This window comes from Geobacillus sp. ZGt-1 (assembly GCF_001026865.1).
Lineage (GTDB): Bacteria > Bacillota > Bacilli > Bacillales > Anoxybacillaceae > Geobacillus > Geobacillus thermoleovorans.
Window position 1 is genome coordinate 193,619 of the sequence record NZ_LDPD01000006.1, and the last position, 25,486, is coordinate 219,104.

A 25,486-nucleotide genomic window follows, 5' to 3' on the forward strand; every position below is an offset into this window, starting at 1 on the left:
GAAAAAAGATCGAAATGAGAGAAAAATGAATTAAGCCAGAGGCAATAAAATATCTGTTCGTGACACACTTCCATCCTGATCATGCCGGCATGGTAGAAAACATTAAGAAATTCGGAACTTCCTTTATTTTGTTTGAACATACAGATGTCCATGAGCAATTTTTGCTCTCCCTCCATCATGAAAATGGCAACTCAAGGAGCGCACATTCTCATAGAAAACCAGAGCAAGGCTGAGCGCGCATTTTTCAATCATGGCCATGATGTGGAGGAGGGTCATGCCATCAAGTGAAACGTTTGCCTCACCTATTGCATCAACAAGAAATTCCTTCTAACAGGGCTCGCCGTTAGAAGGGATTTTTTTATTTGGAAAAATAAGACGCTGGCCGCTTCGAATTCAGCAAAAGGGAAGCTGAGGCATTATATCTTAGCAAAAATACGCCTCGAGTCGTAGACAAAATATATCTTTGGAACATGATGGGATTCGGGTTGTCTGCGGTACGATGGAAGACGAAAGGAGGCGAAAGGATGGCAAAAAAGATCGGGCTGTTCGTTGCCGGCGCGGTGGCGTTGCTTGTGCTGCTGTTTCATCTTGGGCCGCTTGTCGGGTTGGCAATCACGCTGGCGGTGCTGTACTATGCGTTCAAGAAATGTTTGAAAGCCCCGTCGACGTTCGGGAAAATCGTGTGGGCATTGATTGGCTGTGCAGCGTTAGTTGTCAGCGCTTCGAATGTGCCAGCGCTCATCGCGCTTGTCGCGGCGTATGTGTTGTATGTCGTGTATAAAAAATGGAATGGAGTGAAAGACGAGCGCGTCGTTCCAGAAGCAGACGACCCGTTTGTCAACTTTGAAAAACAATGGGCGGAGCTGCAAAAGCATTATTCATGAAATCAATGGAAAAGGAGCGAATCGATGATGAGTGTGTTCTCACGTTTGAAAACGATCATTGAAGCCGATCTCCATGAATGGCTTGACGAAAAAGAAAAGAAAAACCCGATCGCGCTTCTCAATCACTATTTGCGCCAATGTGAACAGGAAGTCGAGCGGGTGCGGCAGCTGCTCGAGCGCCAATATGTGCTGAAAGAGCAATTTGCCCGCGAACATCGCGAAGCCGAACAGATGGTGGAAAAACGAAGCAAGCAGGCGGAGGTGGCGGCGCAAGCCGGGGAAATGGAGCTGGCCGAATTTGCGCGGCGCGAACAAGCGCAATACGCGGAGCGGGCGGCCCGCTTAAAACAGCTGCTCGAGCAAGCGAGCCGTGAGCTGTTTGAGTTAGAAGCGAAATATGAAGAAATGAAGCATAAGCTGAAAGATATGCAAATGCGGCGCATGGAGCTGATGGGGCGGGAGAATGCGGCTCGGGCGCACTACCGCATCCATCGGGTGGTCAACGGGGACGCCGGCCCGGCGTTGGCGGCGTTTGCTGATGCGGAAGTCTACCTTGACCGCCTTGAGCGGCAAGTTCGTTCCGATTATTACCGAAGCACGATCGATGCGCGCATCGCTCAGCTGGAAAAGCAGTTGCAGGAAGGAAAATAACCGGATATGCTAAAGGCGTACATGGTTACGCCTTTTTCATTTTGGACAACAGGGGGCTCCCCACATGCTTGATCAACGGAAGAAAACTGACTATGTCAGTTGGGTTGTTTTGGTGACACTGCTCCTTTTTGCAATCGAAATTTCGTTTTTTCGCCCGGGCGTGCTGTTTTCGTTAAGTATATCGGTCTGTTTGATTTATGTTGGAAGGAAAAAATGGCATCGGCGGAAAGGAAAATGGCTGTTTTGGCTTGGCTGCATCATGTTGGCCATTCATGTCTTAACGATGATGGCCGCTCGTTTTGTCATGGTCGCGCTGTTGGGTTATGCCCTTTGGCAATTGTTTCAGTCGAAGCGGCATCCGACGGTGATCCGCCCGACTATGGCTGAGAACTCGTATGGGGGAGAGGAAATCGTGCGCCGTCAACCACTGTTTCAAAATGTATGGGTTGGCCGGCAAGCGACCCCAGAACGGGTGTATGAGTGGAATGATGTCAATATCCAAACGGGGATCGGGGATACGGTCATTGATGTCAGCTATACTGTGCTTCCGAAAGGGGAAGCGGTCATTATCGTGAGAGGGTTGATCGGCAACATTCGAATTCTCGTTCCGTACGAAATTGAAACACGGCTCGTTCATTCCGCCATTTTTGGTGTTGCCTCGCTGTTTGGCAAGGAACAGGAGAAAATGTTCAACGAGACGCTCATTTATCAAACTTCTTCGTATGATCAAGCGGAGCAAAAGCTAAAAATCGTCACCTCGATGATCATTGGCAATGTCGAGGTGACACGCGTATGAGCCGACCGATGCTCGCTTCTGTTTTGCTTGCGCTTGCGCTTGCTGTGGCGTTGCTCATTTCCTTTCTCTATTTCCTTCCGCCTGGAATGTGGTCGTCTTTGTGGGATCAAACTGTGATGGGGTTGCCGTTTTTGTTGTTTGTGTTCGCTGTAAGCCTGTGTATGGGGATTGCTGTTGGACTTATGCTTGATTCCTTCTTTCGCCAGCAATGGCAAGCGGTTGTGCAGGCGCTTCGGCACATTGAACAAGGAGAGATGGGGGAGTTGCATCGGGAAGAGCCGCCGCCGGAACTGCAAGAGCTTTGGCGGCAAATCGTGAAGCTGCAAGCGCAATGGCGCGCGCAAACGAAACGCGTGCAAAAGTTAGCGGCGGAAAAGGCCGAACAGGAAGAACGGCTCGTTGAACGCATTCTTTCCGAAGAACGCACGCGGCTGGCGCGGGAACTGCATGATTCCGTAAGCCAACAATTGTTCGCCGCTTCGATGATGATGTCAGCCGTTATGGAAACGATGCCGCCGGATGATGAACGGCAGCGCAAACAATTGGCCATGGTCGAGCAAATGATTCACCAGTCGCAATTGGAAATGCGGGCGCTGCTTCTGCACTTGCGGCCGGTGCAGCTGAAAGGCAAATCGCTTCAAGAAGGGATGACCGAACTGCTCACGGAATTGGCGGGCAAAGTGCCGCTCGAGATGAAATGGAACATCGAAGACGTTCCGCTCGATAAAGGGGTGGAAGATCATCTGTTTCGCATTTTGCAAGAGTCGCTTTCCAACACGCTGCGCCATGCGAAAGCGAAGTCGTTGGAAGTATTGCTCATCGAACGGGACGGGTTTGCCATTTTGCGCGTCACCGACGATGGCGTTGGCTTTGATGTGGAACGTTCGAAAAGCGGCTCGTACGGGTTGCAGCACATGTATGAGCGGGCGGCGGAAATCGGTGGGATGTTGAAAATTGTCAGCTTAAAAGGTCAAGGAACGAGGTTGGAAGTGAAAGTGCCGCTTTTGCACAGGGGGGATGACCGTGATTAAGGTACTGCTTGTCGATGATCATGAAATGGTGCGACTTGGCGTGTCGGCGTATTTATCCGCCCAACCAGATATGGAGGTGATTGGCGAGGCGGAAGATGGTAAAAAAGGGGTGGAGCTCGCCCTCCAGTTGCGTCCGGATGTCATTTTAATGGACCTCGTGATGGAACCGATGGACGGCATTGCGGCGACGCGCGAAATCATCGGCGCGTGGCCGGAGGCGAAAATCATTGTCGTGACGAGTTTTTTGGATGATGAAAACGTGTTTGCCGCGCTTGAAGCAGGGGCGACGAGCTATTTATTGAAAACATCGAAAGCGAGCGAAATTGCCGACGCCATTCGCGCCACGTTCCACGGGCAATCGGTGTTCGAACCGGAAGTGGCCGGAAAAGTGATGCGAAACTATCGGAAACAAGAAGAGCGCCTGCCGCATGAGCAGCTCACGAGCCGGGAGATGGAAGTGCTTTTGTTGATGGCGCAAGGGAAAACGAATCAAGAAATGGCCGATGAATTGTTCATTTCACTTAAAACGGTGAAAGTGCATGTAAGCAACATCCTCGCCAAACTCGGCGTCCAAGACCGGACGCAAGCGGTCATTTACGCGTTTCGGCATGGCTTGGTGAAATGAGGAGCGTGTGAGTGGCACAAGCGCTATGCATTGAGAGTATGCTATGTCGAACGCGATTCATTTTTTGATAGGGAGTAGGTGTTCTGTGAACACCAAAACCGCTCCGTTTCATCAAGATGAACATGGAAGATGAAACGGAAGCGGTTTTTGACGTGCGGTGGACAGGGAAAATGGCTGGCTAACTGAGAGGAGTTACGCTTGCTTGGTCAGTTGGCGAAGTTTTCGGTCGTGGTGGAGCACTTTTGTTGTCAACACTTCGACCGAGGCTTGAGTATCTGTTAATTCTTCTTCAAGGTGGTCGATTCGTTCGTTCAGTTGTCTGTTCATCTGTTGCATTTCCTCACGAAGGGAGTCGATTTTGGCCTCAAGCCGAGTCTCAACAGCGTGGATTTCTGCCCGAAGCTGTTGCCCCATTTCTTGCATCTCGCTGCGGAGTTGTTGTCCCATTTCTTGCATCTCGTTGCGGAGCTGTTGTCCCATCTCTTGCATTTCACTGCGGAGTCGTTGCTCCATTGTTTGCATTTCATGGTGAAGTCGCTGTTCCATCGTTTGCATTTCATGATGCAGTCGTTGCTCCATTTCCTGCATTTTCGAGCTAATTTTGTCAGAATGCTGTTCGAGCGCTTGAAGCACCGCTTGAATGATTGTTTTCTCTTCCACTTTTTCTCACCTCCTCACAGGTATTATACAAAGAAACGGGGCGAGAAAGAAAGAGAAAATATGGTGGTTTTCGTCGAACGTTGACGGTTCGGTTTTTGGTTTAGGATCGCGCGTTTTCGGTTTATCATGCCGCCCGCTTTGCCGTACAATAAACTCATATAAAAAGGCTGTTTTGGCCGCAAAGGAGATGACGATGTTGGACGCAGGATGGAAGTTCGACAACAGTTATGCAAGGCTGCCAGAGCGCTTTTTCAGCAAAGTCCTCCCCACGCCGGTGCGCGCGCCGAAGCTTGCGGTGCTCAATCGTTCGTTGGCAGTCAAGCTTGGGTTGAATGAGGAAGCGTTGCGAAGTGAAGATGGGGTGGCTGTGTTCGGTGGAAACCAAATTCCAGGCGGAGCTGAGCCGCTGGCGCAGGCGTATGCAGGGCATCAGTTCGGTTATTTTACGATGCTTGGCGACGGACGGGCGGTGTTGCTGGGCGAGCACGTCACCCCAAGCGGGGAGCGGGTGGACATCCAGCTGAAAGGCTCGGGCCGGACGCCGTATTCGCGCGGCGGCGATGGGCGGGCGGCGCTTGGGCCGATGCTGAGGGAGTACATTGTGAGCGAGGCGATGCACGCGCTTGGCATCCCGACAACGCGAAGTCTTGCGGTCGTCACAACGGGAGAGACCATTATGCGCGAAACGGAATTGCCTGGGGCGGTGTTGACCCGTGTCGCCTCGAGCCATCTGCGCGTCGGGACGTTTCAATACGCGGCGCAATGGGGGACGATAGAGGAGTTGCGCGCTCTGGCCGATTATGCGCTCTGGCGCCATTTTCCTGGCTTTGAGGAAGCTGAGAACCGCTATTTGTTTTTGCTTGAACAAGTGATCGAACGCCAAGCGGAACTGATCGCGAAATGGCAGCTTGTCGGCTTTGTCCACGGGGTGATGAACACGGACAATATGACGATCAGCGGGGAAACGATCGACTATGGGCCGTGCGCGTTTATGGACACATACAGCCTGGAGACGGTGTTCAGTTCGATTGATACGGAAGGGCGGTATGCGTACGGAAACCAGCCGTACATCGGGGGCTGGAATTTGGCAAGGTTTGCGGAAAGCTTGTTGCCGTTGCTTGATGAGAATGAAGAAAAAGCGATCGCGCTTGCCCAAGGGGCGCTTGATGAGTATCCGAAGCGGTATCACCACCATTGGCTTAGCGGGATGCGGGCGAAGCTCGGCCTTGCCGAGGAGCAGGAAGGGGATCAGGAGCTCATTGCGGATTTATTGCGGCTGATGGAGGCGCATCGCGCTGATTACACGAACACGTTCCGGGCGTTGACGTTAGGCGAGTATACGGGAATGGCGCTGTTTGATTCCGCTGAGTTCCGGGAGTGGCAGGAGCGCTGGCAGACAAGGCTCAGCCAAGAATCGGTGTCAAGGGAAGAAGCGTATGAGCGGATGCGCCGCCATAATCCAGCTGTGATCCCGCGCAACCACCGGGTTGAAGAGGCGTTGGCCGCCGCGGTCCATGACGGCGACTACAGCGTGATGGAGCGTTTCCTTGAAGCGCTGTCTGACCCGTACGCCTACTCGCCGGAACAAGAGAAATACGCGGAACTGCCTCCGCCGTCCGACCGCCCGTACCGGACGTTTTGCGGGACGTAATGGTGATGGCGTTTTCGTTTAGCGGCAAAGGAGAAACGAATCACCTTTTGCATCGTCTAATTTGGATAGAGGTGGTGTGAGTGAAGCGAAGTGTTCTTCTCTTTGCCGTGGTGGGAATGTTGTTTGTATGTGATGCCGTCTTTCCTTCGCAATTGGCTGAGACGGACAAAACAAAAGAACCATATGCGTCGTTTCGCCAGCGTATCATCATCCGCGATTCGGTTGATCAGCCGCTTTCTCCTCATGTGAAACAAGCAGGGGCGATGGAAACAACTAGCGAACCACAGCTGTTGCCTAACGTCGATTTGAACCATTCGATTGTGATAACGAAGATGCCGCATATCGAGGAAACGAGGAAAAATTGATGAAAGGCATCGCTTTTAACAAATGAAACAGCGATTGTTCAATGGGGGGCTGGGCTTGAGCCCTTTTTTCTTTTTTCCTCTTTACTTTTACGTTGCGTCAAGGTGTATCGTCATGAATAGGGAGGTGAGGGAAGTGGAGTACACGGTGCATGAGCTGGCGAAACTGGCGGGGATCACGAGTCGGACGCTTCGATATTATGATGAGATTGGCTTGCTGAAGCCGGCGCGATGGAGCGAAGCCGGTTATCGGCTGTACGGGCCGCGCGAAGTCGATCGTTTGCAGCAAATTCTCTTTTATCGTGAACTTGGCGTCGATTTGGAAACGATCAAACAAATCATTCATTCCCCGTCCTTTGATGAATTGAAAGCGCTAAGGGAGCACCGCCAACAGCTGTTGGAAAAAAGACGCCATCTGGATGCGTTGATTGCGAGCGTTGAAAAAACGATTGCCGCTAAAGAAGGAGGAATCATGATGAGCGACAAAGAAAAGTTTGCTGCGTTCAAGGAGCAGCTGATTGAAGAAAACGAACGGAAATATGGAGAAGAAATTCGCCAGAAGTATGGCGATGAACAGGTCGATCGTTCCAACGACAGACTGCGGAAGATGACGAAGGCACAGTTTGATGAAGCGGAACGGCTCAGTCAAGATGTGCTTGAGGCATTGAAAGAAGCGATGCAAGATGGCAACCCGGCTGGAGAGGCGGCGCAACGGGCGGCGGATTTGCACCGCCAGTGGCTTGGCCTCTGGTGGGATCATTATTCCAAGGAAGCGCATGCCGGACTGGCGCGTTTGTATGTCGAGGACGGACGGTTCAAAGCTTACTATGACCAAGTGCATCCGGGAGCGGCTGAGTTTTTCAAAGAAGCGATTTGGATCTATACGGGGATGAAAGACCGTTAGGCAGCAGGCGGCTCGCCCTAAGAATAGGCGGGCCGCTGTTTTTGCTGGTGATGGATGAAGAGGATGGGTTTGCGGTACAATCAAAATGGTGCATAGGGGTCGTTTTAGAACAAAGGCAAGGACTGAACATTGCTATGGAAGTGTCACGCAGAATCCATTAGGCATGGCTGGGCATTCTTGGAGTTGGATCCAATTCTGAAAGGTGTCTGTTAGAAGTAGGAGTCAAGGGAAAAAGAAAGGGATGGTTGGATGGAAACACTGAGACAACGGCTGCGGTCGATCGACCAAAAAGGCTATAAGGCATATAAAGCGATCGAAGGTACGTATCGGTTCCCAACGTTTACGCTTGCAATTGACCATGTGCAAGGCGATCCGTTTGCCGAACCGTCCAAGGTGCGGGTGATCGTGCCGCGGGCGAAAACGGCGCTGGCAGCGGAGTGGACCGATACGAAACCGCGCCGCATTCGCTGTGAGGATTTGCTTTTGCGCCGCGTCCACCGCGAATTGCGGCAATGGCCGCTGCGGGCGCGCGGGTCGGGAAAAAGTGGACTCGTCTTGATTGATGCGCCGGGGCAAAAAGTGCTCGAGCGGACGGCGGTGCAAGTGGCTGACGAGACGATTACGGTTTGTTTATCGGTCGGTTTGCCGGCGAATGGACGGCGCATTTTGGCGAAAGAAGCCGAGGCCATCTTTTTCGAGCAAATTCCATCCGTCATTGAGCGAGCGGTGTACGGCCTTCGGGAAGAAGACATCCGCCCGGCGGTGGAGCTGGCCGATCAGCAGCACGCCATTCGCCGTTATTTGCGCGAGCATGGTTTGGTGGCGTTTGTCAAAAACGGCGCGATTTTGCCGCGGGAGAGCGGAGTGAGCGACAAGCCGCTGCAATGCGAGGCCGTACCGTTTCAAAGCCCGCCAGAGCTGGAGATCGCGATCCCGATCCCGCACTGCACCGAGCCGGTGAAAGGCATGGGCATCCGCAAAGGGATTACGCTGATTGTCGGCGGCGGCTACCACGGCAAATCGACGCTGCTTCAGGCGTTAGAGCACGGCGTGTATGACCATATCGCCGGCGACGGGCGGGAGTTTGTCATCACCGACAGCGGGGCGGTGAAAATTCGCGCCGAAGACGGCCGGAGCGTCGCCAGTGTTGACATTTCGCCGCTCATTGGCGCGTTGCCGTACGGCAAAGAGACAACGCAGTTTTCGACGGAAAACGCGAGCGGCAGCACCTCACAGGCCGCGAGCATGATCGAAATGATTGAAGCGGGGGCATCGGCGTTTTTGATTGACGAAGATACAAGCGCAACGAACTTGCTCATCCGCGATGGACGCATGCAGGCGCTCGTGGCGAAAGAAGCCGAACCAATCACGCCGTATATCGACAAGGCGCGTCAACTATTTCGCGATTACGGCATTTCGACGGTTCTTGTCGTCGGCGGGTTGGGGGATTACTTGGATATCGCTGATTGCGTGATCAAAATGGAGCAGTACGTCCCGTTTGATGTGACCGGGGAGGCGAAGCGGATCGCTGCAGAGATGCCGTCGGGACGGAAAGCGGAAGGCGGAGAGTCGTTCGGCCGCATTCGCGAGCGCATTCCCCTGCCCGAAAGTTTGAACAGCCAAAAAGGAAAAAAAGCAAAAGCCGTCGCGCGCGGACGGCACGTTATTCAGTACGGGCAAACCGATCTATTGCTTTATGCGCTTGAGCAGCTGGTCGATGACAGCCAGACTCGGGCGATTGCCGCGGCGCTGCTGTATATGGAACGAAAAGGATGGCTCGACGGGAAGAAAACCATCCGCCAACTACTTGATGCGATCGAAGAACAATGGGACCGTCAAGGGCTAGGCTCAGTTTCGTTCCGAAAAGGGAATCCGGGTGAACTCGCTCGCCCGCGCCGCTTCGAGCTGGCGGCGGCGCTGAACCGGCTGCGGTCGCTCCGGTGTATCCAGCAGTAGCCAGCTTGGAAAGGAGAAAGCCGGTTTGCTTTTTCTTGGCGACGTTTCCGTGCAGGTTGGATTACGGGGTTATTGGGGAGGAGGAATGGCTTGGTTTTTGTTTTTCCCAGCTGCAACAAAAAATAGGGCCGCAGGATGTGAGGCAAGGGCGTTTGTTTTCCCTGCTGGCCAACGGAACAACGGACGCTCTTGTTTCAACAGGGGCGGCCGTGTGCCGGTATCGACCCAGGCGCGATCGGTGCGGGGCCGCTGCTCTTGTTCCAATAGACGATGCCTCATGCCTCAGGCAAAACGCGAATGAATCCGCTTTCTGTCGGCGCCTTGCCCATTTTGCTCTAGCGCTATCCACCAATTACGGCTATAATAATGTTTATCAGTGCAACGTGGCGGATGGCGGCGGGAAGCCGCGGGTTGGTTAGGGGGATCAGGGCATGAACAAGTCAAAAGGTTGGATGGAATCGGAAATCAGCAAAGCGTTGACGAAATGGGAAAAAGATTTTCTCGGCCGCGGCTCGGTGTCGGTGAAAACCGATATTTTGCGTGATATGATTATCGTTTCCCTGCATGGCATCTTGACACCTGCTGAGTACGCTCTTTGTGAATCGAAGGAAGGGATGCTGGCGGTGAAACGGTCGCGGACGAGTTTGGTGGAATCGGGCGTCGATGATTTGAAGAAGATGATTTTGGAAATCACGGGTGAAAAAGTAAAAAGCTTTCATACCGATTTAAGCACCCGAACGGGTGAGCGGATTATTGTCTTTAAGCTGTTCAACGATTTGGAGAAACAGTTGACAAAATAAATTTTTCCATGACAAATCAACAAAGTTATTGTATAATTGAAACAACTTTTGTATAGTAAGTATAGAATAAAATAGTGGACGATGCTGTCGGGAGCCCTTCAAAAAACCTACGTGGGCTTAGGTTCGTTGAAGGGAAACCGACCGTCGCCTGCCGCGCGACAACGAACGGGAGATCTTCAAACAATCGAGCGATGATTGGTTGAAGGTAAACCGGCTATGGGCAATCGATAGGCAATGGAACGGCCTTTTTCGGCCGTTTTGCCTGATTGACATAGCCGGTTTTTTCTTTTTTCTCTCGAACGATGTGCAAGCAGATGAGGGGAGGAGATGGCAATGGGGAACGAATGGTTCGCATGGGGATGGCTGGCGGCGATTGCGGTCGTTTTCCTAAGTGCGATCGTGTGGCTGTTTCCGCGCGTGTCGGAACGATATGTGCATGTGCACGTTTGGCTGTTGCTGTTGCCGGGGGCGGCAGCGCTATTCGGATGGATCGGCGCCGGCGGCGCGGTCGACATCGGCCCATGGCGGTTTGATGCGACGAGCTGGCTGTCCGCCGTTTATATTTCGCTTCTCAGCTGGGCGATTCAACGGTTTGCGGTTCGCTATTTGCACGGCGACCGCCGCTATCGGCTGTATTTCTCGCTCTTGACATGGACGTCATTTGCCGCTTCGCTCACGTGGGCGGCCGGCGACTTGCGGTTGATCGCAGTGTGCTGGGGGCTGCCGCTTGTGGGGCTTGTGGCGTTGACCGCGTTGAAAAAAGAATGGGAGCCGGCTCAGTTCGTTGCCTGGCAGATGGGCATGCTGTTTTTGGCAAGTTGGATTGCTGTGGCCCTCACCGCTGTTTGGCTTGGGGCGAGAGTCGGTGAATGGACGCTCGTCTCGGCGTTGTCGGCGGAACGTTTAGCTCGTCTCGCTCTATGGGAAAGGGCGGTGATGAGCGGATNGCTCATGTTGGCTGCCGTCATTCCAGCTGGGCAATGGCCGTTTCATCGCTGGCTGATGGAATCAGCCGTGACGCCGACGCCGGTGTCAGCGGTGATGCATGCCGGTCTTGTCAACGCTGGGGGGCTCTTGCTTTGGCGCTTTTCTCCGCTCTTTAACGAAACGTGGGCGCATGTGGCGCTGTTTCTGATCGCTTTTGCCTCGATTTTGATTGGCACGGGCGTTAGCTTTGTTCATGTTGACTATAAGCGCCAGCTCGTCGGTTCGACGATGGCGCAAATGGGCGTCATGCTTGTGCAATGCGCCCTGGGCGCTTACGGGGCCGCAGTAGTGCATTTAGTGTTGCACGGGTTGTTTAAAGCGACGCTCTTTTTGCAGTCCGGGTCCGTCGTGCCGCGAGTCGGTCGGGCAGGATTACGAAAAACAGGCAGTTCGTGGCCGGGCGGCATCATCCTCGGCGTGCTGTTTGGGTGGGGCTTTTGGCAGGCGGCTCCGCACGAACCGGCCCGGTTGTTGAGCGCGCTTTTGCTTGCGGCCTCGGCAACGGTTGCCTGGGGACGGCTTACGGATTTTCGCGAAGGCCGTTGGCTGGGCTTTGCGGTTGTCGTTGCTTTGGCGTTGGCGTCCGAAACGGTGCGCCATCAATTTATGGCGCTGCTTCATAACGGGATGCCGTCCGCGTTTCTGCCGCCCGCTTCGTTCGAATGGCTTGTCTGCGCTCTGTTTGTTGCCGCGGCGCTGGTTGCTGTATGGATCGCGAACCGGCGCAGTTCCATGCTTGCCATTCAGCTGTACATGTGGCTTGTTCACCTTGGTGAACCGCGTCCGGCGGCGACCGAAGCACACCCGCGTTATTTGGCGTCCTATCTAAAGGAGGGGATGGCTCATGAGTAGAAGCGTCATATCACTTGAACGGTCAACGGAGGCAAAAAAAGCAGCCGCTTGTCCGCTCGAGGCGATCGTCAGCGAAGCGGCGAAGGTGATCGCTCCGCTTTGGCCGATTTCCGCGTTTATCGCCCGCCATCCGTGGATGGGGATGGAAAACAAGTCGTTTGTCGACGCGGCTGACCGACTGCAAGAAGCTTACGGCATCGACTTGTATCCGCCAATGGCCGTTTTTCATGCGGCGCTATCCAAAGGGGAGATTGACGTTTCCTTCATCGAGCGGCGTCTGCAACGATGGTTGGATGACGAGCCGCTTCCTGCGCCGCGCCATGAAGCGGAACGGCTATGCCGCGCCCTCCTTTGGAACGATGCGGTGCCCGAAGAAGCGCTTCAGATGCCGAAACTGATCGAGTTGGCCGCCGCTATGCCGCTGCGCTCTGTTTCCATCCGCACGCGGTCTGTGCGCCTTGGTTTGGAAAAGCGGTTGGATCAACAAATGATCAAATGGTGCAAGCTGTTTTACGATCGGGGAGAGGCGGTGTGGGCGCTGCCGCATCGTGAACACGGCTTTTACGGGTCTTGGCGTCGTTTGGCGCCTCTTGATCCGTCCTTGTCCAAGGAGGAGCGGAAACGGCTTTTCGATTGGCCTCACCATCCAGAGGAGGCGCTGCAACGGGCGCTTGAGCAGCTTGGGGTGCAGGATGAGGAAGCCGTGGCCTATTTAGAAGCGCATTTATTAGCTCTGCCCGGCTGGGCGGGGATGATGGTCTGGCAATCGCGCCGTGCAGGTGACGAAATCGGCGGGCTGATCAACTACTTGGCCGTTCGTTTGTCGCTGGAGTGGGTGTTCACAGCGCCCCATCTGCCGCTGAAGGAGGAAGAAAACGAAGACGATCGTGCGGTTGGGCCGCTGTTGGCCGCCTGGATCCACTGGGGCGGCATGACGCTGGACGACTGGCGGCGCCTTCCGCTCGAAGACCGCCAAGCTCGTCTGGTGTTCGCCGATCGGTTCTGGCGAATTGGCCGCCGCCATCTTTGGCTTGAGGCGTGGGAAGATACGTATGAAGCGAAGCTGAAAGAAGCGGTTCTCACCCGTCAACCTGAGGAGCCAAAAGAGCAGGCGGCAGCGCAGCTATTGTTTTGCATTGATGTGCGCTCCGAGCCGTTCCGCCGTCATGTAGAGGCGGTCGGCCCGTTTGAAACGTACGGTTGCGCTGGCTTTTTCGGCTTGCCGATCCAAACGCGCGTGCTTGACGGCGATGACGCCCATCCGTCTTGCCCGGCGATCGTCGCGCCGCGGCATGAAATCAACGAAACCGCTTCTCCCGAAACGGCGGCGCCGTACCGCCGGCGGCGCGATCTGTTCCGCTTTGTCGGCCGGACGTTTAAAAAAATCAAGCAGCATCTGCTGGCTGGTTTGCTGCTTCCGGAAATGAGCGGCCCTTGGCTTGGTTTGCATACGATCGCCCGCAGCGCAGCGCCGGCTTGGGCTGGGCAAGTCATTCATCAGGCGGAAATGTCGGCGCAACAAAAACCGAAGACGACGCTGTCGCTTGATTGCCAAGGGCATGACGAAACGACTGGGCTGCCGATCGGGTTGACAAAAGAAGAGCAAGTGCAATACGTAAAACAGCTTCTCGTGAACATCGGCCTGACGTCTTCATTTGCCCCGCTTGTCGTCGTCTGCGGCCATGAGAGCGAGACGACAAATAACCCGTATGCGTCCGCGCTCGATTGCGGGGCGTGCGGCGGCGCGGCTGGGGCGTTCAACGCCCGCGTATTCGCCGCGTTGGCCAACTTGCCGCACGTGCGGGATGGATTGGCGAAAGAGGGAATCGTCATCCCGGATGAGACAGTGTTCGTCGCCGCTGAACATATCACGACCGTTGACGAGTTGCGTTGGGTGGAAGTGCCGCCGTTGTCCGAAGCGGCTGAGGCGGCGTTTCGACAGCTGAAACAGGCGCTTGCCGGCGTCAGCCGCCAAGCCAATGCTGAGCGGATGGCGAAGCTGCCGCATGTCGGCGCCATGCCGCGCGATCCGGTTGCCGAAGCCCGACGCCGCGCCGTCGACTGGAGTGAAATTCGTCCGGAGTGGGGATTGGCGGGGAACGCCGCTTTCCTGATTGGGCGGCGGGCGTTGACAAAGGGCGTTCATTTAGACGGCCGGGTGTTTTTGCACAGCTACGATTGGCGCGAAGATCCGACCGGTGAGGCGCTGGCCGGCATCATCGCTGGGCCGGCCACGGTTGGGCAGTGGATCAACTTGCAATATTATGCTTCGACAGTGGCACCGAATTACTATGGAAGCGGCGACAAAACGACCCAGACGGTGACCGGCGGCATCGGCGTCATGCAAGGGAACGGAAGCGACTTGCTAGCCGGCTTGCCGTGGCAGTCCGTCGCCGCATCTGACCGTGAGTGGTTCCACTCTCCGCTTCGGTTGCTCGTCATCATTGAAGCGCCGTTTTCCTATATCGAGCGGTTGCTCGATGAAAACAGCGAATTTCGGCGCAAAGTCCAAAACGGCTGGCTCCGTCTCGCCTCGATTGACCCAGACAGCGGGGCGTGGGTGAACTGGGAGGCAGGCCGTCTTGCGTCGGTACAGCAGCGCTAAAAAGCAACGATATGCCGCTTGCCGGGTTTGTCTGGCCGGCGGCTTTTTTTCGTTGACTGCCAAATGAGGCAGGGAAAATGGATGCACGCCGCGAAATAAGATAGCAGCTGGTATAACAGCAACAGGAAAGACGAGGAAAGAGGGAAAGCGGATGAAAACGCAGTTTATCGCCGGTCATGCGCGGCTGCCGGCCGGAATGGCGGCGAAAAGCCTTTACGATACGCTGACGATCACAGCGGAAATTGATAAAAAATACGGGGTGATCGTGGAGGCATCATGCACACTGGCTACTGAACATGGGCGCGATTACGTGGCCCGCCTGCTTCGCGGCCATTCGCTGCGCGATGGCATCGACGGTCTGCTCGCCGAGCTTGACGAAGGGTATTTAGGGAAAGCCCATTCTGCTCTGTGCGCGGCGCTAAAAGATTTGTACAAACAATATTGCAAAATGGAGGAGAAAGAGCCATAAGCCGCTGCCCCTCATCGGTTGATGGGGGGCAGCGGCGTTTTGGTGCGGGTCAGCGGCTTGGCCGCCCATGATTTCGTTGGTGATTCAGTTTTCAGCCGGCCGCCATGCCGGCAGCGTTTTGCGCAGCGGTTTGTCTTGGCGGTAACCGAGCACATATTCGGCCTGCATGATCGTATGAATTTCCCGTGTTCCTTCGTAAATGACCGGCGCTTTCGAGTTGCGCAAGTAGCGCTCGACCGGGTATTCGTTCGAATAGCCGTAGGCGCCATGGATTTGCACGGCATCGTCGGCCGCCTGGTTCGCGTAGTCGCAGGCGATCCATTTGGCGAGCGATGTTTCTCTCGTGCAACGCCGGCCTTCGTTTTTGAGAAAGCCGACTTTGTAAACGAGCAGGCGGCTGATTTGCAAACCAGCTTCCATGCGGGCGATCATTTGCTGGACGAGCTGATGGCGGCCGATTTCTTTGCCGAATGTTTTTCGTTCGTGGCAGTATTTCACGCTCGCCTCAAGACATGCCATAATGAGGCCGACCGCGCCGGCGGCGACGGTGAAGCGGCCGTTGTCAAGCGCTGACATGGCGATTTTGAATCCTTCGCCTTCTTCCCCGAGCAAGTTTTCTTTCGGGACGCGGACGTTGTCAAAAAACAGCTCGCCCGTATTGCCAGAGCGGATGCCAAGTTTCCCTTTAATCGGGCGCGACGAAAAGCCGGGCATCGTCCGTTCGACGATAAAGGCGGAAATGCCGCGGTGCTTTTTCGATTTGTCCGTATAGGCGAATACGAGAAAATGGTCAGCGATGTCAGCGAGGGAAATCCATGTTTTTTGTCCGTTTAAAATGTAGTCATCTCCGTCGCGGACGGCTGTCGTCTGGATGGAAGCGACGTCTGAGCCGGCATTCGGTTCGGTCAGGCCGAATGCGCCGATTTTTTCCCCGCGCGCTTGTGGGACGAGATATTTTTGCTTTTGTTCTTCAGTTCCCCACTGAAGGAGCGTCAAACTGTTCAGCCCGGTGTGAACCGATACGGCGGTGCGAAACGCCGTATCGCCGCGTTCGAGCTCTTCGCAGACGATGGCAAGCGAGTTGTAATCCATGCCCATGCCGCCATATTTTTCGGGAATGCAGATGCCCATTAAATTGAGCTCAGCGAGCCGCTTGAAAATGTTGCGGTCAAATTCGCCGCGCTCATCCCATTCTTTGATATAAGGCATAATTTCTTTATCGACGAATTTGCGCACCGTTTGCCGCAGCATTTCTTGTTCGGGTGTAAAGTCGAAGTTCATCATCGTTTCCATCCCCCTATGCAACTGTTTGTTTTTCATGGTTTTCGTGTCAACGTTCGTTTCCCTTGTTTCAGCGGGCGCTGAAGCGGTTGAGGAGAACAACGGTTTATTCATTGGTTTTTGTCGTACGGACCGTTTTCAGCGGCCGGTTTGCCTTGCCATCCAGCTTCGACCTCGCGGTTATGCTCGCCGGCCAGCGGGGGCGGCAGCCGATAAGACACCGGCGTGTCAGACAGTTTCAGTGGGCTGGCGACAAGCGTTAACGGACCGACGATTGGATGGTGCACCGTGACTGTCATCTTGCGCGCCGCCGTTTGCGGATGGCGGAACAGTTCATCGAGCGTCTGCACCGGTCCGCATGGAATGCCTTTCTCGGCGAGAAGGCGCTGCCACTCGGCCCGCGTCCGCCGCTTGATTTCCTCGTTCAGCCGCCGGTTTAGCTCTTCGCGATGGGCGACTCGGCCGGGATTGGTTTGAAAGCGCGGATCGGTTCCAAGCGAGTGATCGGACAACAACGAGCAAAGCGCTTGAAATTGTCGGTCATTGCCGACGGCGATGACGATCGGACCGTCGCTTGCCATGTACGTTGAGTATGGCACGATGTTCGGGTGTTCATTGCCGAGCGGCTTCGGGACGTCGCCGGATAACAAATAATTGGCGGCGACATTGACAAGCGCACTCACGGCGCAGTCAAACAGTGCGAGATCAATTTTTTGCCCGCGCCCCGTTTTCTCGCGGGCCAAAAGCGCCGCTTCGATCGCGATGGCGGCATACAGGCCGGTGAACACATCCGTGACGGCGACGCCGACTTTGAGCGGGCCGGTGTCCGCAGTGCCGTTAATGCTCATCCAGCCGCTCATTGCCTGAATGATATAGTCGTAGCCGGCTAATGGAGCGAGTGGTCCTGTCTCGCCAAACCCGGTGATGGAGCAGTAGATGAGACGTGGGTTGAGGCGTGACAACGATTCATAGCCAAGTTCCCACTGTTCCATCGTTCCGGTCTTAAAATTGTGAATGAGGACATCAGCTGTTTCGGCGAGGCGGCGAATCGTCTCTTGTCCTTCTGCCGATTTTAAATTGACGGTGATGCTTCGTTTGTTTCGATTGACGGCGGTATAGTAAGCGCTCATGCCGTTTTGGAACGGCGGCCCCCAAAACCGGGTGTCATCCGACCCCCCGGGCGCTTCGACTTTGATGACATCAGCGCCTAAATCGCCTAAAATCATCGTCGCATACGGACCAGCCAACACGCGCGACAAGTCGAGCACGCGCACGCCATCGAGCGCTCCTGGCATCGATTTCCCTCCTTTCTGTTTACATGCAAAAAGCCGGTTCCTATACAGCGTGCAAGATAGGAACCGGCTTGAACGGACTGAGAAGGCATTCCGGCGCGGAGATGCCGTCAGGCCGTACAGTTCTTTTTGTGGTCGATGCATAAAAGCTGCCAACGCTGCCTGTCAGGCAACGGGGCTATCGGACAGATGGCAGGGGCCGTCCGGTCTGCACAAGCGGCCAAGCTGGCAGGAGACGGCTTATACGTTTATTATAGTGATTTGTTTGATAATTGTAAATAGTCGAACAAGAAATTCGCCAGCGAAAGCCGGCTGGCGAGGAGAAGATGCACGTAGCCGCGTGAATAGCTCTTCGATACAAATGAATGAAAAGAAATCGATCGCGCGGTCGGACAATTTGGCATGAAAAGAGCGCAACATTCACCTAAATTTCTATATAATTGTAGAGAAAGGGGAATCGATGACGCAAAAAAGGAAGTGATGGTGCGTGTTCCATGTGTTAGTGACGACAGACGCCAATTATCTTCCGCCGCTGAGAGTCTTGATGCATTCGCTGTTTTGCAACAACCGGCGCCCGTTTACGTTTTACTTGCTTTACTCGCGCATTGCCGAGGAAGAGATTCAGGCGCTTGGCGAGTTTGTTCGCCGGCAGGGGCATGAGCTCGTGCCGATTTACGTTGATCCGCAACTGTTTCATGATGCGCCTGTTTTCCGCCACTATACGGTGGAGATGTATTACCGTCTGGCGGCGCATTTGTTTTTGCCGCCAGACGTCGACCGTGTCTTGTACCTTGATCCGGATATTGTGGCGATCAACCCGATGGATGAGCTGTATGACATGGATTTCGAAGGGAACTTGTTCATTGCGGCTGAGCATACCCATTCGACGAAGGTGGCAAACTTGTTCAACAAGTTGCGGTTAAAAACGCCGAACGCGAAAGGGTATTTCAACACGGGTGTGATGATGATGAACATTGCGATGATGCGCGAACACGTTCGGCTTGCGGACATTTACCAGTTCATTCGCGACAACCGGTTCAAGCTTGTTCTTCCTGACCAAGACGTGTTAAATGGGTTGTACTGGGACAAAATTAAACCGGTCGACTGCTACCGCTACAACTACGACGCGCGCTATTATGACTTTTTGCAGCTTTTGCCCAACCCGAAACACGATTTAGCTTGGATTGAGGAAAACACCGTTTTTATCCATTATTGCGGCAAGGAAAAACCGTGGAAAGACAATTACAAAGGGGAGTTGGGGCGGTTTTACAAACGGTACAGCCAAGTGTTGGAGCTCGAGGGCGAGGCGACGGTGTAGCGCGGCTTGAGAGACGCGTTTCACAAAGAAAGTCTCTCACTCCAAGCAAAGCGAAGTGGAAGCGGTTCACAGGAAAAAGGCGCCCCATCAAAGCGGGCGCCATGTTCGATTACTGTTTGCGCTCTTGCCGGCGGATGCCAGCAGCGGCCGCGCGCGCCTGCGCCTCGAGGTCTTCATGGTCGGCAAATTCCGCCGAATATTCGACGTCAATGCCGTCAGATTTCAATTGTTTGGGAACCTGCGGCAAAGTTGCCTTGTTTTTGTCGCGCGTCCGTTGTCCGCGAGATCGGCCCATCGTCCATGCCCCCTATAAAGAAGTGTGAATCGTACGATTCATTCATTAGCATGGCATGGACGGCGCCGCCATATAAATAGCAATCATTTCTAATGGCGCGCTTTTTTGGCAGTGTAACCGCCCGCTTGGTCCGCCATTTTAAAATCGCGGGCATAGCTTACTTCTTGGGCGCTTGTCAACGTATGCTTCACTTTTTCACGTTTTCGTTTTTCCGCCATCGCTCGTTCCCTCGCTTTGCATCAATATTCCTTTAGTTCCATTTTGCGCAAAACCAGCCGTTTTTATGCGTAAAAAAGAGGATGTCCGTTTGGACAGCCTCTTTTTGCATCAGATGCGCTCTTGCGCGGCTTATGCCTCTTTGCGCTGTTCTTCATTGTGGGCAAAGGAAGGATGGCGCATTGTATAGAGCGTGTAGTTGTCTTTTGTAATTTCGTACAAATTGTATACATCCGCGCCGATTTGCTCGAGCAGCGCCCGCCGCGTTTCATTGGCCGGCGTGACGTACGGCAGTTTTTCCGCCGCTTTGATCGAGCGCACATTGACTTTGCGGATGCGCAAAAACACCGTTTCGATGGAAAGCTCATAAAACAGTTCGTGGAAAAACGCTTCCTTGGCGCGCTGATTGTAGCCGCGCCCGTGGTACGGTTTGCCAAGCCACGTTCCTAAAAAGCCGGCGCCGTCTTGAATGTCAAAGAGGCTGATCGTGCCGATCGGGTTTCCCCATTCGTCCAAAATCGTGCGCGAAATGAGCTCGCCTCGTTCTTCCGCCTCGATGAGCTGTTTCGTCATGAACAAAAACTCCTCATACGAGCCGGCTTTTTGGCGCACAAAAGGGAAGACATCCGGGTGCACCATCAGCTCGTACAGCGCATGACAGTCTTGCAGCTCGCGTTTTTTCAACATGGCCAATCCCTCCTTTGGATGCCGAGGGCAGCCTCCCAGCGGGAACCCACCCTCGAAATTTTTTTATTAAAACTTCATTAAAAAAATTTCGGGGTGGGAATCGAACCCACTAGGACCAGCGCGAGCGCTGGTGACGCACCATTTGCCTTCCCCTTGTTCCTGTCCGTATGCGATTATGACGACAACTAGCCTAAGGTCTCCTTTATCATACACGATCGGAAGAAAAAAGGGAATTGTTTTTTTGTTAATTTTTTTTGGATATTTTTTGTCGGTCATGGGGCAAAAGCAAATCGGTGAGACAGCCTTCCAACGTTGGAAACGAAAAGCGGAAGCCGTCTTGCAATAGCTTCTCTGGAATGACGCGTTGCCCTTCGGTGACAAGCATGCTCATTTCGCCAAGGAGAAGGCGAAGCGCCCAAGCGGGAACCGGAAGCCAATGCGGGCGGTGAAGAAGCCGGGCGGCGGTCAGTCCAAATTCTTCCATTTGTACTGGATGGGGCGCGGTGAAATTGATGGGGCCGGACAATTCCTCGTGTTCGATGATGTACGAGACCGCGCGCACGACGTCTTCAAGATGAATCCACGACAGCCATTGCCGTCCGCTGCCGATTGGGCCGCCGACAAACAGCAGATACGGCTTGATCATCATCGGCAAGGCGCCGCCATGTCGGGCAAACACGACGCCAAAGCGAGCGTAGACGGTGCGGATGCCAAGCTGCTCAATCGGACGGGCCGATGCTTCCCATGCTTGGACGGTCTGGGCTAGAAAGTCGCCGCCGTAATCGGTCGTTTGCTCGGTAAATGTTGCGGAGTCCGAAGTGCCGTAAATGCCGATGGCGCTGGCGTTGATAAACAACGACGGGGGGCGGGACAGTGAATCGATGCAGCGGCCCATCGCTTCGGTGGCGCGAAGGCGGCTGTCAAGGATGATCTCTTTTTGCTTCGCCGTCCAACGTTTTCGATTGAGCGGCTCCCCGGCTAAATTAATGGCGACATCGACAGCTTCAGGCTTTCGGTGGTTGTCGAAGGAAAGGTAATGAATGTTGCCTTCGGAAGGTTTGGGAGAGCGGGTGAAAATGTAGATCTCATGTCCTTGTTTGGAAAAATGGCGGGCGAGCGCCTGGCCGATCAGCCCAGTGCCGCCGTTGATGGCGATGCGCATCTTGATTCCCCTTCCATTGGTTTATTTTATGACTTCGCTTTTGGTGTCAGAAGTTCCTGCTTATGATACGATAAAAGATAAGGGGGACAAACAATGGGAACGATTGCCGACATTGCCGCAACCGAACAAAATGCTGAACGATTTTGGATTGTCGTGCACCGTGACGGCGCACCGTCGTTGAGATTGACAGTTGATCAAGATGTATTGCTTCAATTCCGCTTGAAAAAAGGGATGGAGATCAGCGACGACCTGCTTCAACATATTGTGTATGCCGATGAGGTGAAAAAGGCGTATCAACAGGCGCTTTACTTTTTGGCGCACCGGATGCGTTCGGAGCATGAGGTCGCCGCACACTTGCGAAAAAAAGGCGCTCCGGATTCGGTGATTGATGAAGTGCTCAAAAAACTTCGCGCCGAGCGGTATGTCGATGACGAGGCGTTTGCCGCCGCTTATGTGCGCACGCAAAAAAAGACGGCGGCGAAAGGGCCGCTTCTTGTGCGCGCCGAACTGGAACGGCTCGGCGTTCCCGACCGCTTGATCGAGCAGAGTTTGGCGGAGTATACGTTGGATGAACAGATGGCCATCGCCCGCTCGCTTTACGAAAAAGCGAAAAAACAGCGCCGGGATGAATCGGCTCGCGCGTTTTTGGAACGGGTGCGGCAGCAGCTGATGCGCAAAGGATTTCCGCATGAGGTGATTGCCGCCGTTTTGGCGGATGGCGGCACTCATACTGAACAAGAAGAACGGGAGGCGCTCAGTGTTCAGGCGGAGAAAGCGCACCGCCGTTATGCGCACCACCCGCGGCCGCTTTATGAGCAAAAGATGCGCCAAGCCCTGTACCGAAAAGGATTCGCACTTGACTTGATCAATGAATGGCTGCGCATGCACGGTAATGACGAGTGATCTCGAATGAAAGGATTTGAAAAAATGGGATATATTATCAGTTTTGTTGTTAAATGTTGATCACAAAATCGTTCCAGTTCCATAAATCAAGAGATGTTCTGAGCCTTTTGCCGAGTTCCATGTGGATGAAAACGATCCATCGGGAATGCTCAAAAAGGAGGCTTGCCTATGATCAAAGGAGAACAAAAACGGTACAGCGAAATGACGAAAGAAGAACTGCAACAAGAAATCGCCATGTTGACGGAAAAGGCACGCAAGGCGGAGCAGATGGGGATGGTGAACGAATACGCCGTCTACGAGCGGAAAATCGCCATGGCGAAGGCGTATATGCTTAATCCAGCTGATTTTCATCCTGGGGAGATTTATGAAATTGAAGGGGCGCCTGGAGAGTATTTTAAAGTGCGCTATTTAAAAGGAGTGTTTGCCTGGGGATGGCGGTTGAAAGGAAACGGAGAGGAGGAGGCGCTGCCGATTTCACTGCTTCGTAAACCGAATTTGCCTCAATCATGACGGGCGGGACAAGTTCACAGTCGGACGGAAAGCGAGCCTAAAAACCTAGGGAGGGTGTCTCCCTAGGTTGTTCCGCTACGACTGCTTGCGCGTCTGCCGCTCTAAAATGATGAGGTCAAGCGTTTGCTGCGTTTCGCCGTTCACTTGCGAGTGGGCGTGTTTTGGATTGGCCCACGGCTGCTGAAACGGGTTCGAATAAAAGTTGTCATAAAATTTTTTGTGCCGATGGTGACCCATGATTGTTCACCTCGCTGCGGAATGTGCCGGGGGAGTGCGGCGAACGATGCCGCGCTCCCCCTTCATGTTAAAAGAAATCGCTTCGTTCGCCGGAGGCGCGCATCCGTTCTTGCGGGTGGGTGTTGGTCGTGCCGTCGGCCCGCTTCGAGGCGTACTCGGCCTTGGCGCGCGGTTCGCCTTCGAGCTTGTTGTTGTTTTGGTTCGGGAAGTTGTGCGCTTTGTTCCGCACGGCACATTCCCTCCTTAACGGCGTGCTCGTGTTGGATGGCCAACACGTATTTTTATTATGGGACACCCTGTAGCGCTTATGTGTGGCAATGATTGGGGCGGAGCCCATCAGCCGTTTGGAGCAAGTTCGAGCTTTTTGCGCAGTTTGCCTTCGCTGAAAATCCAGCCGGTGTATGAGCTGACAATATTGAGATCGCGGTCGAGCTGGACGACAGCGACAAACGGGTAATACCCTTTGCTTCGATAGCGTAAATCAGTAAAGCGCACTTCGTAGTAATCATCGTATTCGTTCATTTCCCAACGGTAAACCGGGGAAAAAGATAAGAAAGCGGCGATATTTTCGTCGCGTTTGGCGGCGTTCATCACCGGATGGTCGGGAAGCGCACGCTTTTGGAAGCGGTCAAGGATGATGAGCTCGCCGCGTTTGACGCGGGCGACGTAAAATTTGTCGCAGGTTGAAATGGCTAAATGCCATTCGCGCGGCCGCCATGTCGGTACGGTGATGATCTCGGTCACCCCGGCGATCGAGGCGTGCACGAGCCGTTTGATGTTGGCCTGCTGGCGGAAGCGAAGCCCATAATACGCAGCGATAAGCACGTAGACGACAAGAAACGTATAACCGGGATGGGCGCCGAGAAACAAGCCGCCGACGCCGACCAAATGAAGCCCAAAAATGACCGGATCAAACGTATGAATCACGCCAAGGGCGATCCATTTTTTTGTAAACGGACGCAACGCCTGGGTTCCGTAAGAGTTAAAAATGTCAACAAATACGTGCAAGGCGACGGCAACAAACGTCCAAAGCCAAACGCGAAGCCAATCCGTTTTCGGATAGATGGCAGCCATCACGCTGACGATGAGCAACGGCCAAAGAACGACGGCGGGAATCGAATGGGTGATGCCGCGATGGTTGCGAATATATTGGGCGTTGTTGCGCAATTTGAAAATCGTGTCGATATCCGGCGCTTGCGAGCCAGCGAGCGCGCCGATCAACACAGCGTGGGATAAGAGCGGATCATGGGCGATCGCAGGGTCAAGTGAAGCAAGACTGCCGAGCGCCACCCCCATCAAAACATGTGTGCCTGTATCCAACGTGAAGGCGCCTCCTTCTTGCAGCATCGTTGCATGTTCGGATGGAAACTGTCTGTTGTCTCTCGGCCGGAGCACATCTTTCTTTTTCATGCAACTATTAGTATGCCCCACCTTGTGTTCAGCCAATAACCGTTTGAGGCATTGGCCGAAAGGAGGCGAGAGACAAACAAGGTTATGGCTAGTGTATCATAGAGCGACAATCGTTGGCGAGAGGCGGAACGACCAATTTCACAACGATTCAAAAAAGGAAACGATTGATAGACAGTGGAGTGAGAAAAAGAAACAGGAAGCAAGCCGTTCGTCAGACGAAAAGGGAAGCGCTTCAACCAAAAACGAAAAGCGCCCCGCATGAGGCGGGACGTTTTGTTGATCATCTCGGACCGAGAAGCTCCCCACTTCAACGTCTATATAGGTGTAAGTGGGGAGCATTCCATGCTGATGGAAGATCGGTTCACCATCCGTTCTTTTGGCGGCTCATTGGTCAACTGTCCTTTTCTCTGCAAGCCGATCGATTAGCCGTCATTTCTGAACCGTTTGCCGATCGCTTTGAGAGCGGACAGGAAAAAGCGGATCGCGCGGTTGATGTCCGGGTCATTGAGCGCTTTAAGCAAATCAAACAACCCGATTTTTTTTGTTTCGGCGGAGTTTTGTTCGTACGCCTCCAGCGCGCCGGCGGCGATGTGCTCAAGCAGTTTCGCCGTTTTCTCCGGATCAAGTGAAGCAACAAGGCCAGCTATGGCGAACGCATGGTTGATCATCGTTGTCACCGGTTTTTGGTTGAGCTGGCCGACGACGATTTTCGCCACGTCTTCCCGCGCTTTTAACAAGGCGTTGGCCGCTTCGAGCAGGCCGCTTTCATGGAGCTGCTCGATGAACGCCAAGAGCTCGCGAACTGCCTCTTCACTGTCGCCGACAGCGGCTTTTAGCTTGGCCAGCGCTTCAGTTCGTTTTTCTTCCTCCGTCATTTGGCGCTTTTGAATGGTGGTAATCGGCTTAGCCACCGATCGTCACCCCCTTGTTTTCCTCGGTGAG

Annotated in this window: 27 protein-coding genes and 2 pseudogenes; 18 read left to right on the forward strand and 11 right to left on the reverse strand. The window is 54.0% G+C overall.

The window, feature by feature from the left end; genetic code table 11:
* Nucleotides 1-44: 44 nt before the first annotated feature.
* The 6 genes from VU18_RS21190 to VU18_RS01840 all read left to right on the forward strand — a co-directional run bounded on the left by VU18_RS21190 (nt 45) and on the right by VU18_RS01840 (nt 3,987).
* Nucleotides 45-233, forward strand: a complete 189-nt coding sequence (locus VU18_RS21190) for a hypothetical protein (RefSeq protein ID WP_352512494.1) — start codon at nt 45-47, stop codon at nt 231-233.
* Between the two features lie 291 nt (nt 234-524).
* Entirely contained in the window at nt 525-884 is a 360-nt protein-coding gene (locus tag VU18_RS01820) for a hypothetical protein (protein ID WP_011229934.1), read from the forward strand.
* Between the two features lie 27 nt (nt 885-911).
* Entirely contained in the window at nt 912-1,535 is a 624-nt protein-coding gene (locus tag VU18_RS01825; RefSeq protein ID WP_011229935.1) for a PspA/IM30 family protein, read from the forward strand.
* 64 nt (nt 1,536-1,599) lie between these two features.
* Nucleotides 1,600-2,331, forward strand: a complete 732-nt coding sequence (liaF, locus tag VU18_RS01830; protein ID WP_020279776.1) for a cell wall-active antibiotics response protein LiaF — start codon at nt 1,600-1,602, stop codon at nt 2,329-2,331.
* A complete protein-coding gene (locus VU18_RS01835) occupies nt 2,328-3,362 on the forward strand; it encodes a sensor histidine kinase (RefSeq protein WP_047757541.1) in 1,035 nt (344 codons plus the stop codon). The genes liaF and VU18_RS01835 overlap by 4 nt, the downstream gene beginning before the upstream one ends.
* Nucleotides 3,355-3,987: a response regulator transcription factor gene (locus tag VU18_RS01840; protein WP_013146334.1), complete on the forward strand. Its 633-nt coding sequence runs from the start codon at nt 3,355-3,357 to the stop codon at nt 3,985-3,987. The genes VU18_RS01835 and VU18_RS01840 overlap by 8 nt, the downstream gene beginning before the upstream one ends.
* Nucleotides 3,988-4,179: 192 nt before the next feature.
* Here the strand turns inward: VU18_RS01840 and VU18_RS01845 are convergent, their stop codons facing one another.
* Nucleotides 4,180-4,647 (reverse strand): hypothetical protein, encoded by a 468-nt coding sequence (locus VU18_RS01845; RefSeq protein WP_011229939.1) that lies wholly within the window; start codon nt 4,645-4,647, stop codon nt 4,180-4,182.
* 193 nt (nt 4,648-4,840) lie between these two features.
* Between VU18_RS01845 and VU18_RS01850 the strand changes: the two genes are divergently transcribed.
* The 9 genes and pseudogenes from VU18_RS01850 (at nt 4,841) to VU18_RS01890 (ending at nt 15,233) form a co-directional block, all read left to right on the forward strand.
* Entirely contained in the window at nt 4,841-6,298 is a 1,458-nt protein-coding gene (locus VU18_RS01850) for a YdiU family protein (protein WP_021321826.1), read from the forward strand.
* Nucleotides 6,299-6,414: 116 nt separating this feature from the next.
* Nucleotides 6,415-6,663, forward strand: coding sequence for a hypothetical protein (locus tag VU18_RS01855; protein ID WP_020279781.1), 249 nt, complete (start codon nt 6,415-6,417; stop codon nt 6,661-6,663).
* A 112-nt stretch (nt 6,664-6,775) separates the two neighbouring features.
* Nucleotides 6,776-7,564, forward strand: coding sequence for a MerR family transcriptional regulator (locus VU18_RS01860; protein ID WP_031206060.1), 789 nt, complete (start codon nt 6,776-6,778; stop codon nt 7,562-7,564).
* Nucleotides 7,565-7,813: 249 nt separating this feature from the next.
* Nucleotides 7,814-9,520, forward strand: coding sequence for an ABC-ATPase domain-containing protein (locus VU18_RS01865; RefSeq protein WP_011229943.1), 1,707 nt, complete (start codon nt 7,814-7,816; stop codon nt 9,518-9,520).
* A 431-nt stretch (nt 9,521-9,951) separates the two neighbouring features.
* A complete protein-coding gene (locus VU18_RS01875; protein WP_011229945.1) occupies nt 9,952-10,320 on the forward strand; it encodes a DUF2294 domain-containing protein in 369 nt (122 codons plus the stop codon).
* Between the two features lie 333 nt (nt 10,321-10,653).
* Nucleotides 10,654-11,266 (forward strand): annotated as a pseudogene (locus tag VU18_RS18770) (NADH-quinone oxidoreductase subunit L); the annotation flags it as partial.
* Nucleotide 11,267: 1 nt separating this feature from the next.
* Nucleotides 11,268-12,159: pseudogene (locus VU18_RS18775) on the forward strand (NADH dehydrogenase subunit 5); the annotation flags it as partial.
* Nucleotides 12,152-14,764, forward strand: a complete 2,613-nt coding sequence (locus VU18_RS01885) for a DUF2309 domain-containing protein (RefSeq protein ID WP_047757543.1) — start codon at nt 12,152-12,154, stop codon at nt 14,762-14,764. The pseudogene VU18_RS18775 and the gene VU18_RS01885, both read left to right, overlap by 8 nt.
* A 151-nt stretch (nt 14,765-14,915) precedes the next feature.
* Nucleotides 14,916-15,233: a DUF3870 domain-containing protein gene (locus tag VU18_RS01890; RefSeq protein WP_011229948.1), complete on the forward strand. Its 318-nt coding sequence runs from the start codon at nt 14,916-14,918 to the stop codon at nt 15,231-15,233.
* A gap of 84 nt (nt 15,234-15,317) precedes the next feature.
* Here VU18_RS01890 and VU18_RS01895 read toward each other — a convergent pair whose 3' ends face one another.
* Nucleotides 15,318-16,517 carry an acyl-CoA dehydrogenase family protein gene (locus VU18_RS01895; protein ID WP_047757544.1) on the reverse strand — a complete coding sequence of 400 codons (1,200 nt, stop codon included), beginning with the start codon at nt 16,515-16,517 and terminating at the stop codon, nt 15,318-15,320.
* Nucleotides 16,518-16,624: 107 nt separating this feature from the next.
* The gene (locus tag VU18_RS01900; RefSeq protein WP_047757545.1) at nt 16,625-17,809 is read right to left on the reverse strand and encodes a CaiB/BaiF CoA-transferase family protein; all 1,185 of its coding nucleotides are present in this window, start codon (nt 17,807-17,809) and stop codon (nt 16,625-16,627) included.
* Between the two features lie 484 nt (nt 17,810-18,293).
* Here VU18_RS01900 and VU18_RS01905 point away from each other — a divergent pair, with 484 nt between their 5' ends.
* Nucleotides 18,294-19,124, forward strand: coding sequence for a glycosyltransferase family 8 protein (locus VU18_RS01905; RefSeq protein ID WP_011229951.1), 831 nt, complete (start codon nt 18,294-18,296; stop codon nt 19,122-19,124).
* A 109-nt stretch (nt 19,125-19,233) separates the two neighbouring features.
* Here the strand turns inward: VU18_RS01905 and VU18_RS01910 are convergent, their stop codons facing one another.
* From VU18_RS01910 to VU18_RS01920, 4 genes are all read right to left on the reverse strand, one after another.
* A complete protein-coding gene (locus VU18_RS01910) occupies nt 19,234-19,419 on the reverse strand; it encodes a YfhD family protein (protein ID WP_011229952.1) in 186 nt (61 codons plus the stop codon).
* An 89-nt stretch (nt 19,420-19,508) separates the two neighbouring features.
* Complete coding sequence (locus VU18_RS17125) at nt 19,509-19,637, reverse strand: YfhE family protein (protein WP_078172606.1); 129 nt, start codon at nt 19,635-19,637, stop codon at nt 19,509-19,511.
* 130 nt (nt 19,638-19,767) lie between these two features.
* On the reverse strand, nt 19,768-20,322 hold the full coding sequence (locus VU18_RS01915) for a GNAT family N-acetyltransferase (protein WP_047757546.1): 555 nt from the start codon (nt 20,320-20,322) through the stop codon (nt 19,768-19,770).
* A gap of 244 nt (nt 20,323-20,566) precedes the next feature.
* On the reverse strand, nt 20,567-21,484 hold the full coding sequence (locus VU18_RS01920; RefSeq protein ID WP_014194913.1) for a TIGR01777 family oxidoreductase: 918 nt from the start codon (nt 21,482-21,484) through the stop codon (nt 20,567-20,569).
* Nucleotides 21,485-21,577: 93 nt separating this feature from the next.
* On the opposite strand from VU18_RS01920, the gene recX reads away from it, so the two are divergent.
* Complete coding sequence (gene recX, locus VU18_RS01925) at nt 21,578-22,387, forward strand: recombination regulator RecX (RefSeq protein ID WP_011229956.1); 810 nt, start codon at nt 21,578-21,580, stop codon at nt 22,385-22,387.
* 168 nt (nt 22,388-22,555) lie between these two features.
* Nucleotides 22,556-22,897 (forward strand): YfhH family protein, encoded by a 342-nt coding sequence (locus VU18_RS01930; protein ID WP_011229957.1) that lies wholly within the window; start codon nt 22,556-22,558, stop codon nt 22,895-22,897.
* A 75-nt stretch (nt 22,898-22,972) separates the two neighbouring features.
* Here VU18_RS01930 and VU18_RS17130 read toward each other — a convergent pair whose 3' ends face one another.
* The 4 genes from VU18_RS17130 to VU18_RS01945 form a co-directional block, all read right to left on the reverse strand.
* A complete protein-coding gene (locus tag VU18_RS17130) occupies nt 22,973-23,134 on the reverse strand; it encodes a YpzG family protein (protein WP_011229958.1) in 162 nt (53 codons plus the stop codon).
* 67 nt (nt 23,135-23,201) lie between these two features.
* Nucleotides 23,202-23,363 (reverse strand): small, acid-soluble spore protein K, encoded by a 162-nt coding sequence (locus tag VU18_RS01935; protein WP_011229959.1) that lies wholly within the window; start codon nt 23,361-23,363, stop codon nt 23,202-23,204.
* Nucleotides 23,364-23,470: 107 nt separating this feature from the next.
* Nucleotides 23,471-24,454 (reverse strand): metal-dependent hydrolase, encoded by a 984-nt coding sequence (locus VU18_RS01940; protein WP_011229960.1) that lies wholly within the window; start codon nt 24,452-24,454, stop codon nt 23,471-23,473.
* A 512-nt stretch (nt 24,455-24,966) separates the two neighbouring features.
* The gene (locus VU18_RS01945; RefSeq protein ID WP_011229962.1) at nt 24,967-25,455 is read right to left on the reverse strand and encodes a DUF1641 domain-containing protein; all 489 of its coding nucleotides are present in this window, start codon (nt 25,453-25,455) and stop codon (nt 24,967-24,969) included.
* Between the last annotated feature and the right edge of the window lie 31 nt (nt 25,456-25,486).